Annotated in this window: 12 protein-coding genes; 8 read left to right on the top strand and 4 right to left on the bottom strand. The window is 62.0% G+C overall.

The window, feature by feature from the left end:
* Positions 1–4 precede the first annotated feature (4 nt).
* Positions 5–352, bottom strand: coding sequence for a metalloregulator ArsR/SmtB family transcription factor (locus J2Y41_RS10705; RefSeq protein ID WP_309928399.1), 348 nt, complete (start codon positions 350–352; stop codon positions 5–7).
* Positions 353–501: 149 nt separating this feature from the next.
* Between J2Y41_RS10705 and J2Y41_RS10710 the strand changes: the two genes are divergently transcribed.
* Both J2Y41_RS10710 and J2Y41_RS10715 read left to right on the top strand, forming a co-directional pair.
* A complete protein-coding gene (locus J2Y41_RS10710) occupies positions 502–3,162 on the top strand; it encodes a Tat pathway signal sequence domain protein (RefSeq protein WP_309928400.1) in 2,661 nt (886 codons plus the stop codon).
* Between the two features lie 178 nt (positions 3,163–3,340).
* On the top strand, positions 3,341–4,102 hold the full coding sequence (locus tag J2Y41_RS10715; protein ID WP_309928401.1) for an SRPBCC family protein: 762 nt from the start codon (positions 3,341–3,343) through the stop codon (positions 4,100–4,102).
* A 106-nt stretch (positions 4,103–4,208) separates the two neighbouring features.
* On the opposite strand, the gene J2Y41_RS10720 is transcribed toward J2Y41_RS10715, so the two are convergent.
* A complete protein-coding gene (locus J2Y41_RS10720) occupies positions 4,209–6,227 on the bottom strand; it encodes a rhamnogalacturonan lyase (RefSeq protein WP_309928402.1) in 2,019 nt (672 codons plus the stop codon).
* Between the two features lie 353 nt (positions 6,228–6,580).
* Here J2Y41_RS10720 and J2Y41_RS10725 point away from each other — a divergent pair, with 353 nt between their 5' ends.
* The 4 genes from J2Y41_RS10725 to J2Y41_RS10740 all read left to right on the top strand — a co-directional run bounded on the left by J2Y41_RS10725 (position 6,581) and on the right by J2Y41_RS10740 (position 9,259).
* A complete protein-coding gene (locus J2Y41_RS10725) occupies positions 6,581–7,411 on the top strand; it encodes an oxidoreductase (protein WP_309928403.1) in 831 nt (276 codons plus the stop codon).
* A gap of 179 nt (positions 7,412–7,590) precedes the next feature.
* A complete protein-coding gene (locus J2Y41_RS10730; RefSeq protein WP_216926503.1) occupies positions 7,591–7,761 on the top strand; it encodes a hypothetical protein in 171 nt (56 codons plus the stop codon).
* 198 nt (positions 7,762–7,959) lie between these two features.
* The gene (locus tag J2Y41_RS10735; protein WP_309928404.1) at positions 7,960–9,075 is read left to right on the top strand and encodes a glycosyltransferase family 2 protein; all 1,116 of its coding nucleotides are present in this window, start codon (positions 7,960–7,962) and stop codon (positions 9,073–9,075) included.
* A gap of 7 nt (positions 9,076–9,082) precedes the next feature.
* Positions 9,083–9,259 (top strand): hypothetical protein, encoded by a 177-nt coding sequence (locus J2Y41_RS10740; protein WP_224088936.1) that lies wholly within the window; start codon positions 9,083–9,085, stop codon positions 9,257–9,259.
* A 101-nt stretch (positions 9,260–9,360) separates the two neighbouring features.
* Here the strand turns inward: J2Y41_RS10740 and J2Y41_RS10745 are convergent, their stop codons facing one another.
* Positions 9,361–10,731, bottom strand: coding sequence for a hypothetical protein (locus J2Y41_RS10745; RefSeq protein WP_309928405.1), 1,371 nt, complete (start codon positions 10,729–10,731; stop codon positions 9,361–9,363).
* A gap of 242 nt (positions 10,732–10,973) precedes the next feature.
* Between J2Y41_RS10745 and J2Y41_RS10750 the strand changes: the two genes are divergently transcribed.
* A complete protein-coding gene (locus J2Y41_RS10750; protein ID WP_309928664.1) occupies positions 10,974–11,453 on the top strand; it encodes an NUDIX domain-containing protein in 480 nt (159 codons plus the stop codon).
* 23 nt (positions 11,454–11,476) lie between these two features.
* Here J2Y41_RS10750 and J2Y41_RS10755 read toward each other — a convergent pair whose 3' ends face one another.
* The gene (locus J2Y41_RS10755) at positions 11,477–12,256 is read right to left on the bottom strand and encodes an alpha/beta hydrolase (protein WP_309928406.1); all 780 of its coding nucleotides are present in this window, start codon (positions 12,254–12,256) and stop codon (positions 11,477–11,479) included.
* A 90-nt stretch (positions 12,257–12,346) separates the two neighbouring features.
* On the opposite strand from J2Y41_RS10755, the gene J2Y41_RS10760 reads away from it, so the two are divergent.
* Positions 12,347–12,919, top strand: a complete 573-nt coding sequence (locus J2Y41_RS10760; RefSeq protein WP_309928407.1) for an MOSC domain-containing protein — start codon at positions 12,347–12,349, stop codon at positions 12,917–12,919.
* Positions 12,920–12,929 lie beyond the last annotated feature (10 nt).

Consider the following 12,929-nt stretch of genomic DNA (forward strand, 5'->3'; position numbering starts at 1 on the left):
CTTCCTAGTCTTCACTGAGAATTTCGGCGATCCGGCCGGCACGTTGCCGCCAGATCATTTCGTATTGGTCCAGCAGACGCCGGGCTTTTTGCAGTCCGTCACGGTTCCCCCGCACGATCTGCTCCCTCCCACGCTTCTCCTTGGTCACCAGGGAGGCCCGTTCCAGGACCGCGACATGCTTCTGCACGGCCGCGAAACTCATGGTGTAGAGCCCAGCCAATCCGGACACCGAGTACTCCCCGGATGTCACCCTGGCCACAATGTCCCGCCGAGTGCCATCTGCCAACGCGTGGAACAACCGGTCAAGGTCCACATCACTGGAGGGTACGGAATTGAGCTGATCTACAACCATTTGGTTGTACGATATCGCCGCGATGCGGGCGTGTCAATGGTTCGCTGGGGTCATCCAGCGGTCACCCCTTGCGGCTCACGACACCCGGAGGTAAGTTTCTTGAAACGTAACAAAGAAAGCGCTTTCCGAAACTTTAGGTGGACTCGAACATGACTCAGCACGCTCCCATCACGTGGCTCGATGGCGCACCGCCCGCCGCCCTGAGCGGTGGCACAACATGGGGGATGCCCTTTGCACGCGGCACCGTCGCGCAGGCGTCTGAGCTATCCGTTATGGATGCCCGCGGACGCCACGTCAACGCCCAAACCTGGCCGCTCGCTACTTGGCCCGACGGTTCCCTCAAGTGGGCGGGCATCGCCCTGGGCGCGACGGGCAACCCGGCGAGCGCATACTCCGTCACCTCCAGCGGCAAGCAAGCTCACGACGGCGGCCCGGCAGCCGGCGTCGAACGATCGCCCGAGGTGACGGTCACCGAAAGGGAAGAGTCCGTGACCGTCTCCACCGGGACCCTGGAAATGGTCCTGCCGCGGTCTGGAGCGAGCCTGTTCAGTACGCTGACCCGCGGTGGTTCAGTGGTGGCGAAGGACGGACGGCTCGTGAGCCTGCTGCAGAACGACGTTGCCGAGGGAGCTGGCAGCACAACGCGCGAAGGCCTCACTGGCGAAGTCACGTCCCTTACGGTCGAGCAACGCGGTCCCGTTCGCGCCGTCGTGCGTCTGGAAGGCCGCCATCGGGCGGACCTGGGCGAAAGGGAGTGGCTTCCATTCACCGTCCGCTTCTACTTCTACGCCGGCGCGCGGAGCATCCGAATGATGCATTCGTTCATCTGGGACGGCGATGCCGGGCAGGATTTCCTGGCCGGACTTGGAGTTCGGTTCACCATCCCGCTCGAGAGCGAATTGCACGATCGCCACGTCCGGATCGCCGGAGCGGACGGCGGATTCCTTGTGGAGGCGGTCCGCGGACTCACCGGCCTGAGAAGGGATCCGGGGGAGAAAGTCCGCCAAGCCCAGGTCGCCGGGGAACCCACTCCGCCGGTGAACGAATGGAGCCCCCTGGTTTCCGAACGGCTCCACCTCATCCCCACATGGAACGACTACACGCTCACGCAGCTGAGCGCGGACGGCTTCGAGCTCCGCAAACGCACGGCCCCGGGCCACGGTTGGGTGGGCATCTCTGGCGGGACGCGATCGGCGGGATTCTGCTCCCTGAGCGACCTCCGAGGCGGCTTCGGCGTTGGCGTTCGGGACTTCTGGCAGTCGCACCCGGGCCAGCTGGACATCCGCGGAGCAGCCACCCGGGAGGCAACGCTGACCGCTTGGCTCTACTCCCCCGAAGCCCAGCCGATGGACCTGCGTTTCTATCACGACGGCCTCGGCCAGGACACCTTCGAGGAACAACTCGAGGGGCTCGAGATTACGTACGAGGATTACGAGCCTGGATTCGGAAATCCGACGGGAATTGCACGGACCCACGAGCTCACGTTGTTCGCGTACGACGCCACGCCCAGCGCCGAATCCCTCGCCATGGACGCCCGGGCAGCGTCCACTCCCCCGCTATTGCAGCCATCGCCTGAGTACCTGCACTCCGCGGGCGTCTTCGGCGACTGGGCGCCGGTGGACCGCAGCACTCCGGCGCGGGCGGCACTCGAAGACAAGCTCGATTTCCTGTTCGACTTCTACCAAGGCCAAAGAGAGCAGCGCCGCTGGTACGGATTCTGGAACTACGCCGACGTCATGCACACCTACGACTCCGACCGGCACGTCTGGCGCTACGACGTCGGCGGCTACGCGTGGGACAACTCGGAACTCTCACCCGATCTCTGGCTCTGGTACATGTACCTGCGCTCGGGCCGGGCCGACGTCTTCCGCTTTGCCGAGGCAATGACGCGCCACACCGGCGAAGTGGATGTGTACCACCTTGGCCCCTGGCGCGGGCTGGGCTCGCGGCACAACGTGCAGCACTGGGGTTGCAGCGCCAAGCAGCTTCGAATCAGCACCCCCGCCTACCGACGCTTCTACTATTACCTGACCGCCGATGAGCGCACCGGCGATCTCCTCACCGAACTGGTGGACAGCGACCAGAACTTCCTGGGGTTGGACCCCGTACGCAAAGTGCGTCCCGACGCCGAGACCTACCGCCCGGACCGCGGCGCCTTGGGCGTCGGGCTGGGTACAGACTGGGGCTCGCTCGCCGCCACGTGGCTCACCGACTGGGAACGCACCGGCAACCCCCGTTCACGCAACCGCCTCCTGGGAACCATGGCCGATATCGGCGCCCTCAAGTACGGCTTCCTCACCGGCGAGGCGCTCTACGACCTGGACAAAGGAAGGTTCGACGCCGGACGCGAGGTCATCAGCGTCTCGCACCTGAGCGCCGTTTTTGGTTTGGTGGAAATCTGCAGCGAACTGATCAGCCTGGTGCCGGATGCATCCTTCGAGAAAGCATGGATGCAGTATTGCCGGCTATTCCTGGCTTCGCCGGAGGAGCAAGCCGCCGAAGTAGGACAGCCCCTTGCAGGCATCTACCTGACTCAGGCGCACAGCCGACTCACGGCCTATGCGGCAGCCCGACTAGGGTCCCTGGACCTGGCCGGGTTGGCATGGGAGAGCTTTGCCCAGGGCGGGGAGAACTTGAACCATGCCGAGGCGTTCACGCTGAAAAAGATCCTGCCGCCCTATGTCCTCCAGCCCGTGGACGAGGCTCCGACCGTTTCCACCAATGACACCGCCCAGTTCGGACTGGCCGTCATCCAAAACCTGGCCCTTGTTGGAGGCGCGCTGGCGGGTGAGGAGGGCCCGGCGTCGTAAGTCCTGTTGGTTCGTGATCTTCTTTGCCGCCGCCGCGGGCGGAAAGTGAGCCAAACGGGTTGATTTTGCGCGCTCAAAAAACCAAAAGGGTCAGGAAGTCCCACGGTAAGTAAGCTTATTAATGGATGGCGCATGACGTCGTCTCGGGCAAAACCGAACCGAGTCAGAGGAGGACATTGTGACCACGAAGGTAGACAAGACAATCCTGGTCAACGTTCCGGTGAGTACGGCCTACAGTCAATGGACGCATTTCGAGGAGTTTCCCCGTTTCATGGGCGGAGTGGAACGCGTGACGCGCCTGGGCGAAGACCGTCTGGAATGGGTAGCCGAGATCGCTGGCGTCCATCGCCGCTGGGAAGCAAAGATCGTCCAGCAGGACATGGACCGGGCCGTGGCTTGGGCAGCGGTGGAAGGTGCCAAGAATGCCGGCTGGGTGGACTTCAAGGAAGCCGGACCGAGCCAGACGTCCTTGCATCTGTCGCTGGAATACGAACCGCACGGCGTCCTTGAATTCCTGGGCGACAAATTACATGTGGTTGAAAGGCAGGCGGAGTCGGACTTGAAGAAGTTCAAGGAATACGTCGAGCACAAGGCACCCGAGCGGGCTGCTGACACGAGCACCATGGCTACACCTGCCGACACAACAACCGGCACAAGCGCGACAACCAGCACGAGCGCAGCAACCGGTGCCGCAACAGCAGCCAGCACCAGCGCAGCAGCCGGGGCTTCAACAGGGGCCGACAAGGATGCACCCACCGACGTACCGATCGTAGATCCCATCACGCACGCCTTCGATCAGACCAACGGCCTGGCAGATCTGGACGGCGATTCCGACGAGACAGCGGACAGCGATACGCGCAGTGCCGCGGAACGGAAGGACGACGAGGGCTTCGGCCCGGGTTACATCCCACCTATGGGCGGGCTGCCCGGCCAGCGGTAGCAGGCACCCCCCCCACAGAAGAAACAACCAGTGCCGCCCGGATCACCAAGATCCGGGCGGCACTCCTGTTAATAACCTCTGGTTGCAAGGGCGTTGTTAAGGGCCGCTAGTTCTGACCGGCATAGGCGACGGCGGGCATCGCCGGCACCTGCATGCCCTCGCCGATGTAGAAGCTCGGGTGCGGCGGCTGGTTGTAGGCCACGTTCTCCCGGGCGACGGATGTACGGTACACGGTGTCGTGCATCAGCGTCCGCAGGCGAACATCGGTGGGAGCCGTGGTGGTGTAGACGCGCAGCTCCGTGCTGTCCGTGGATGGCCAGGCGATCTCTTCACGCCAGTCTCCCAGGATGTCTGCCTGGATGGACGGGTTTCCCTTGGTGGTGTTGTTACTGCGGGCGCCGTCGGCCGTCAGGAGACGGTCGCTCTGTTCGGTTTCCCAATTCCACTTGGAGATGGTCGGAACGCCACGGGACACCGTGGCATCGTAATCGTGGTCCACAATCTCACGGAGGAGATCGCCATCCCACCAGGCCAGGAAGTTCGCTGCGGGAATCTTCTCCGCGATCAGCTCTCCCTTGGCAGACATCAGCTGGCCCACGGGTGAATCCCACGCAGCGGAACCGCCTACCGCCCAACCTTCAGCCCCGGCATATCGGGGATCGATGTCCCCTGCTGCTCCGCGGCCGGTGTCCTTGATGGCCGGGATGCTCCAGAGAACCTCACCCGTGGCAGCGTCTCGGAAGGTGGCTCCCCTGTTGCCGCTCTGGCTCATACTTTCGTGGACAGCGAAGGTTTCAAGGCCGGGCCTGGACGGATCAAGGTCGCTGGTGTGGATCGCGTCGCCATGGCCCAACTTGGTGTTGTAAAGCGGCTGGCCGTTGTCATCGATGGTCATGGAGCCAAAGACGAACTCGTCCTTGCCGTCCTGGTCCACGTCCACTACGGAGAGGTTGTGGTTGCCTTGCCCCTTGTATTGGTCACCGGCCAGGTTGGAATCGAACGTCCACCGCTTCACGAGCTTGCCGTTCACGAGGTCGTACGTCACCAGGACGGTGCGGGTGTAGTAGCCACGGCTGAACATCATGGACGGGTGTTCGCCGTCGAGGTACGCCACGCCCGCAAGGAACCGGTCCACGCGGTTGCCGTAGGTGTCGCCCCAGCTGGAAACGGTGCCGCGCTCGGGTGCGTAAGCCACCGTATCCATGATGGTTCCGGTCTCGCCCTTGAAGACCGTCAGGAATTCCGGGCCGGACAGGACATAACCGGAACTGTTGCGGAAGTCGGCGTCGGCGTTTCCGATCACCGTGCCCGCCGCGTCACGGGTGCCGTCCGCCGTCTTGAAGGAAACTTCGGCCTTGCCGTCGCCGTCGAAGTCGTAGGCCAGAACCTGGGTGTAGTGTGCGCCGGCGCGGATGTTGCGTCCCAGATCGATGCGCCACAGCTTGGTACCGTCCAGCTTGTAGGCATCGACGTAAACGTTGCCCGTGTAGCCGGACTGCGAGTTGTCCTTGGCGTTGGACGGCGCCCACGTCTGAATGACCTCATACTTGCCGTCGCCGTCGAGGTCGGCCACGGTGGCATCGTTGGCCGAGTACGTGTAGGCCTTGCCGTCCGGGGTCACGGCGTCGGCGGGCTTATCGAGCTTGATGGCCAGGTAGTTCTGCGCCAGCGGCGTGACGGCTTCGGTCAATTTGTCCTGGCCTTGGCCATTTCCAACGGTCTTGATGACGTAGCTGGACTCCGCGGTTCCGTCAGGGTCGACGAACATTGTGGCGTTGCGGATGGGCTCCTCGGTGATGTTGACGCCGTCACGCAACACCTGGAAACCCACGGTGTCCTCATCCAGGCCGAGCATTCGCCAGCTCACGGTAACGCCTTGGTCGGTCAAGACGGCGATGGGTGCCCGGTCCAGATATTCCACCTGTCGCTTGAGCGTCGGGCCAGCCTTTTCGGCAGGCACGACGCCGGGAAGACCGGCGTGCGTTGACGGGCCGACCGGGGCCGGAGCTGCTTGGGCGACCGGGAGTCCTGTCAGGGCTATGGCTGCGGCGGCCAGGGAAGCTGACGCTGCCAACGGCAGGCCCCTGAACGCACGGCCGTTGGTTCTGCGGGAGGAACACTTCATGGGGTAAGCCAAAGAACATCTCCTTTGATGCTGGGCGGCAGTGGGCCTGCCGACCGCGGTTTGGAACGTTTCAATACATGGCAAAGCGCATCCCGCAATCGTTCAAGGGGGTGAGAAAACGCTTTCCGCCTCAATGTTTACCAGTGGCAAAACACGGCAGTCAAGAGTTTGACAGAAGGGAACAGGCCGGGACTCGCTTCCTCCCGACCTTCTTTGCTGCCGAAGGGCCCGCAAATCCAACTGATTGGAGTTGTTTTGACGCGGTCGAAGATTCAAAGAAAGTCAGGAGCCCACGCCCATTCCTCTGAGGGGTAGCGTTCCAAGGGAGTGGTCCACCCTTTGAAAGGAACATCATGACTACCTGGCTCATCACTGGCTGCTCCACCGGACTCGGCCGCGCACTGGCCCAAGGCGTGCTCGCGCGGGGCGATAACGCCGTCGTCACCGCGCGCGACGTCTCCAAGCTGCAGGACCTGGCCACAGAATTTCCGACGACGGCCCTCGCCGTCGCACTCGATGTCACGGAGCAGTCGCAGATTGAAGCCGTCATGAAGGAGGCCGAAGAACGCTTTGGCGCGGTGGACGTCCTGGTCAACAACGCCGGTTATGGTTACCGCGCAGCCATTGAAGAGGGCGACGACGGCGACGTCCGGGCGCTGTTCGATACCAACGTTTTTGGCCCGGTGGCCATGATCAAGGCCGTCCTGCCTGGGATGCGCTCCCGCCGCTCCGGTGCGATCGTGAATATCTCCTCCATTGGCGCCCGAATCTGCCCTCCCGGTTCCGGCTATTACTCAGCAACGAAGGCCGCGCTGGAAGGCCTGTCGGGCGCGTTGCAGAAGGAACTGAAGCCTCTGGGAATCTCCGTGACAGTGGTGGAGCCCGGTGCATTCCGGACCGATTTTGCGGGGCGTTCGCTGACGCAATCTGCCCAGGCGATCCAGGACTACGCAGAGACGGCCGGGAAGCGTCGCAAGGAAAATGACACCGTCCACGGCACCCAGCCCGGCGACCCGGACAAAGCAGCAGAGGTGATTATCGCCGCGGTCCAAGCAGCTGAGACACCAGGCTTCCTGCTGCTGGGCGCCGACGCCGTCTACGCCTACGGTGCGGTGGAAGAGGCCCAGCGTGCCGAGGTGGACCGTTGGCGCGAGCAGAGCCTCAGCACGGGTTACACGGAGTAACTTCAAACGTGTAATCGGTCACACTTGGCCGGATCAGCTTGTCAATCGCGGTAGGCAACATGAACCATGAATGAGGGAATTCGTTCCCATACAAGCTGAATCAGCAATCCTCACCGACGAGGATGCGGCCCCTGCGAAGAAGCTTGGGGCTGTTAACGGCCTGAGTGAAAGTACTGACAATGACGACACATACTGACTCCATCACGCTGAAAATCTGGGACAAGTCGGCAATCGACCACACCATCGACGCCGCCATCCGGGATCTTTCCCCCCGCGCCGCTGCAGAAAACTGCGGCATTGCAGTAACGCTCAGCGGACCGAAAACCTTCACCGTTAGCCTGAGCCGCTAAGCAGCTCAAACGCACCACAAGAGGACGACGCCGGGACCTCCCGGCGTCGTCCTCTTGCGTTTTCTGCATATTGACGCCGTCCGGGAACTCCTGATCAAACCTTGAGACTTCCTTGATGCTTTGCGGGCAGCTTTCTTGCGTTCGCGTTGGAACCCTAAGTGAAACACCACTTCAAGGTTCGAACGGAGGGATCCCAGCATGTATCGGGGCGTCAATTCAGAGACAACTCCTGCACCACGAGGATCCCATCGTGCCCCTGGCGGTGTGGTTACGGTCCTGGTCCCGGCACACAACGAATCCGCTGGCATTACCCAAACCCTTATCTCGCTGAACAACCAGACCCGCCGCCCTGATCGCGTGATCGTGGTGGCCGATAACTGCACTGACGATACTGAAGAACTGGCTTTGGCCCAGGGCGTCGAAGTCTTCCACACGATCGGCAACAAGGATAAGAAGGCCGGTGCCCTGAACTTCGCACTGGGCCAATTTCTTCCCGGAGCTGATCCCGACGACCTGGTTCTGGTGCAGGACGCCGATTCGCAGCTCGCCCCGGACTTCATCGAGAATGCCACCAACAACCTCCTCAACGACGAACTGCTGGGCGCCGTGGGCGGAGTGTTCAGCGGTGGACCCGGAGGCGGATTCGTAGGACACCTGCAACGAAATGAGTACGCCCGCTACGCCAGGGATATAAAGCGCCTCCACGGCAGATGCCTGGTAGTCACAGGGACTGCGGCGTTATTCCGCATTCGAACCCTTCGGGACGTCGTCTCAGCACGATTGAACGGTACGCTTCCTCCCGGAAACGGCGAGGGCGGCGTCTACGATACCTCGGTGCTGACCGAAGACAACGAATTGTCCTTCGCGCTCCTCACCCTCGGATACCGCATAGCTTCACCATCAAACTGCACGCTGGTTACCGAAGTCATGCCCACGTGGCGGGAACTATGGTCGCAGCGGCTTCGCTGGAAGCGCGGAGCCGTGGAGAACTGTGTGCAGTACGGGTGGACCAAAGTCACCAGGGCCTACTGGGGACGGCAGTTCCTCTCCATGCTCGGCCTCCTGGTGACCTTGGCCTATCTCGGATCCATCGTCTTTGCCCTGACCACCGGAATGGGGCTGAATCTCCACCCATTCTGGCTCGCTGTCACCTGCATCTTCGTCCTGGAACGCATAGTAACCCTGCGTTTCCGGGGTTGGAGGTACATGTTGCTTGCCGCAACCATGTACGAAACCGTCATCGACGTTTTCCTCCAGGCAGTCCACGCCAAGGCCTACCTGGACGCCGCACTCAACAGAAAGAAAGTTTGGTAAACGACTCATGTACAACAACCCGGCAGGATCCGTAGGCGCAGCAATTGCGGGAGGGGCCGGCTCCGGCACTCTTGCTATGACCGGCGCCGGGGACCTCTTCTGGTTCGCATTGGCCGCCTTCGCCATGCTGGCTCTTGGCCTGGCCATCAAGAGGATGGTCCCGGTCCGCGCGCAGAAAAACTAGCGCGCACAGAGAAACCATCAAGCCCAGCAAACCCGCAGTTGTGTCGGATCACGCCCCCAGCGCGACACAACTGCGGGTTTGTTGCCCTAACCCGACGTTCCTTAACTTACGAGTGCCGTGTTGGCGGAGTACTTGGATACCGAGGTATACCCGGCCTTCGTTCCTGTAACCCGCACCCGCATGGTGTCTCCCTGATCGGCGCCCACTAGAACGTAGGTCCTGGCAGTTGCCCCAGTGATCGCAACACCGGAGCGGTACCACTGATAAGTCAAGGTGGTTCCCGAGGTCCACGTCCCCGGGTTGGCAGTCAGTGTGGAACCAACAGTGAGCGTCCCTGTGACCGTGGGAGCAGGGGCAAGCAGCGTACCGGCCACCACGGCAGCCGTGGGTGCCGATTCCTTGGTGGCGGTGGCGTAGCCGGCTTTGGTGCCTGTAACCCGGACGGTCAGCGTGGCACCTTGATCCGCTGCTGCAAGGACACGCGTGGGGGCCGTTGCACCGGCGATGGCCGTGCCGTTCTTGAACCACTGATAAGTCAACGCGGTTCCAGTGGTCCACGCGCCTGGGTTGGCAGTCAATGTTGATCCCACTGCCGCCGTTCCGGAGATAGTGGGTGTTGGGGCCGTCAACGGGATGCCCGGTACAAATGAGAAATCACGGATCGTCACGGATTCAGGTGACACATGGGCAGCATCGCCGCCGCCACCTCCGGTAACCCAGAGATTGAAATGGATCTGTTCCTTTGCCGGAAGTGGAACTGTGGAGCCCTGCAAGACCGTCCGCTTCAGCAGCGTTCCTCCGTAGCCTTCGCCGGCAAACGTCTCAAAGGTGAGCTTGCCGGGCTCCCAAACCATCCTGTGGGTAAGGATCGGGGCGTTCGTGACATCGAACGTGACAGTGTTGTTGCCCTGTCCTGGAGGCAGTGTGGCGTCAAACCAATAGCCATGGCCTTGTGTGACAGGCCAGTTCTGGCCATAGGCAGCTCCGCCTCCCCAAGCGGACGCCTCGCAGAGGTCGATCTCCGTGTAGCCAGGTTCCGCCGCGGGGTCGTAGGTGAACAGGCAACCCCAGACCACTTCCTTCTGGAGCGCGCTCACGTCCTTTTCCACAGTGGTGCTGTACGTTCCGTAGCCGAATCCCTCACGCGTGGACTGGAACTCTGCACCCTTGGGAGCCGAACCGGTTGGGTTGGTGATGGACAGTTTGACGTACCCATTGGCGTCCGGGTTGCTTACGTTGTTGGCGTCCCAGCTCGCGTTGTACATCGGAGCCCCGCCCCAGAAGCGCTTCTGCCAGTTGAAACCCTTCCAGGCAAAGCTGCCCACAGGGCCGGGATCCTCAGCCATGGGGGTTGTATCGGCCGCCCGGGATGGGCCCGCTCCAGCGAGCATTGATAAGCCCACCGCCAGCACAACGGCCAAACCTGCTGCTTTTATTCGCCCATGCGGAATGAGCCCTACTGACCATGCCATAGCCGTGTCCTCCATTGATGCGCCCAGACTCGTCGTCGGCAAAAACCGGCGACCGCAAAGACGTTCCACCCCCACGAGGAACGTGCAGTTCCTCGATTATCAAGTAGACGTGAGCCCGTAGGAAGGGAATTGACGAACCAAAACGGGCGATATGCCATCAATTGGATAACGGCAGCGTGGCCGGGAGTAATCTTGGCTTTGTCTATTCATTTCGCGTTCACATCATGACGCCGGGAGGTCGCATCACGATTCGCAGCGCTGGGATCCTGCTGTACCGGCAAGGTTCCACTGGAGAGTTGGAACTCTGGATTGCCCACATGGGTGGGCCTTTTTGGGCGCACAAAGACGAGCATGCGTGGTCAATTCCCAAGGGTGAATACCTTGAGGATGAAGACCCGCTGATTGCTGCCCGACGCGAATTCACCGAGGAAATTGGTACTCCACCGCCACCCGGCGACTACATGTTGTTAGGGGTTTTCAAACAGCCCTCCGGCAAACTCATCACAACTTTCACTGCAGAGGCAGACTCCTTCCAGCCCGATGAAATCGTCAGCAATACCTTTCCCATGGAATGGCCCAAGGGGTCCGGCTCCATCAAGGAATTTCCTGAGATAGACGATGCCCGATGGTTTGGGGAAGCCACGGCCCGGACAAAGCTCGTCAAAGGGCAGCTGCCGATTGTGGACGCTTTGGTCCGGCACCTTGGCGGGAAAGCCCTTTAGAAGCTCTCGTCAAAGTGCCGGAATTAGGCGCCCTTTTTGGTAACAAATTGCCGAATCCAGTCAATGGTCTCCGGGTGGTCCAAGTGCAGGCCATGCCCCGCTCCGGGAACCCTGACAAGCACCGAACGGCAAATGTGCTCGCGGAGCAGGACGGCGTTCGGTAACGGCGTAAGGGCATCCTCGGTGCCATGAATTATCAGAGTCGGGGCCTTGATATCACCTAGCCGGCTCCAGGCATCGTGCTCACGACTGGCCTTGAAATGCCGCGCCTTGGCCCAGGCTGAAGCGTGGGAAGTGAAGAACGTGTGCGTGGCCTCCGGGTTGTTACGCGCCCAGTCTTCATCAAAGAAGAGCGGTACCAAGCGGTCCATATCCCCGCTGACGAGGGCTTGCAAGGCATCCTTGGCCGGGTCCAAACCCTCCCCCGGCCACTTGCCTCCACTGGTGGCGGCCAGGACCAGCGTCCGTACTTTCTCCGGATAGTCGATGGCCAACCACTGCGCTACGCGTCCGCCCATGGAGTGGCCGTACACGTGTGCTACATCAACGCCCGCAGCTTTGAGGACCTCGGCTGCATCCCCGGCCATCAGCCTCGTGGTGTAACGCACGGCGTCACCCTTGCTGCTGCGGCCAATGCCCCGGTGATCGAAGCGGATGACGCGGTAAGAGCGGGAGAGAAGCTTCGCCGTCGGGCCCCAACCGTCCATGGCGGTCGCTTGGCCGGCAATCAACAGCATTGGTTCGCCGTCGCCTTCGGACGTCCAGGCGAGTTCAGCGCCATCGGGGGCCACGGCAAAGTTCACCGTGCCACTGTATCTTCCGGACGACGCCGGCGCTGTGGTGCACGACATAAGGAGCTGCCGTTCGAAGCGTCGAAGCATTAGCGTTGAATAATGACCGCTGAGTACAGGTACGACGTCGAGGTTCTGCATCTTTTGGTGTCGCCGGCGCACGCCTATTTTGGCCGTGCCCGCGAAGGTGCTGCGGACGTTCCGACGACGGATGCTGGGCAGGCCGAGCTTGTGGCCGGCAAGGGCATCGTCGGGGACAGGTTCTTCGGCAAGGCCGCCCACATGGACGCCGCCGTGACGGTATTCGCGGTGGAAGCACTCGAGTCCATTGCCGCTGAACTGGATGCCGGACCTTTCGATCCGTTGGCAACCCGGCGAAACGTGGTGCTTCGCGGGGCCGAGCTGGCTCCGTTGCTGGGGCGTGAGTTCACTCTGGAGTCCGGCGGCGACTCCGTGCGGCTAAAGGCAGGCAGGCCGGCACATCCTTGCGCCTGGATGGACCAGATGCTGGCACCGGGGGCACACAAGGCGATGCGCGGCAGGGGTGGGGTTCGCTGCCAGGTGATCTCCGGGGGTCTCCTGCACCGCGGACCTGCTGTCTTGGTAAGCCCCGTATCATTGGACCCATCCCGGGCGGGCGAGGCCACGGTGCTACGGCCATCCCGGCTTCCCTGATTACGGCAGG

It is taken from the genome of Arthrobacter sp. 1088 (assembly GCF_031455315.1).
Taxonomy (GTDB): Bacteria; Actinomycetota; Actinomycetes; order Actinomycetales; family Micrococcaceae; genus Arthrobacter.

Coding starts and splice junctions, on each gene's coding strand:
- J2Y41_RS10705 (WP_309928399.1), bottom strand. CDS start 352: ATGGTTGTAGATCAGCTCAATTCCGTACCCTCCAGTGATGTGGACCTT.
- J2Y41_RS10710 (WP_309928400.1), top strand. CDS start 502: ATGACTCAGCACGCTCCCATCACGTGGCTCGATGGCGCACCGCCCGCC.
- J2Y41_RS10720 (WP_309928402.1), bottom strand. CDS start 6,227: ATGAAGTGTTCCTCCCGCAGAACCAACGGCCGTGCGTTCAGGGGCCTG.
- J2Y41_RS10725 (WP_309928403.1), top strand. CDS start 6,581: ATGACTACCTGGCTCATCACTGGCTGCTCCACCGGACTCGGCCGCGCA.
- J2Y41_RS10730 (WP_216926503.1), top strand. CDS start 7,591: ATGACGACACATACTGACTCCATCACGCTGAAAATCTGGGACAAGTCG.
- J2Y41_RS10735 (WP_309928404.1), top strand. CDS start 7,960: ATGTATCGGGGCGTCAATTCAGAGACAACTCCTGCACCACGAGGATCC.
- J2Y41_RS10740 (WP_224088936.1), top strand. CDS start 9,083: ATGTACAACAACCCGGCAGGATCCGTAGGCGCAGCAATTGCGGGAGGG.
- J2Y41_RS10745 (WP_309928405.1), bottom strand. CDS start 10,731: ATGGCATGGTCAGTAGGGCTCATTCCGCATGGGCGAATAAAAGCAGCA.
- J2Y41_RS10760 (WP_309928407.1), top strand. CDS start 12,347: ATGACCGCTGAGTACAGGTACGACGTCGAGGTTCTGCATCTTTTGGTG.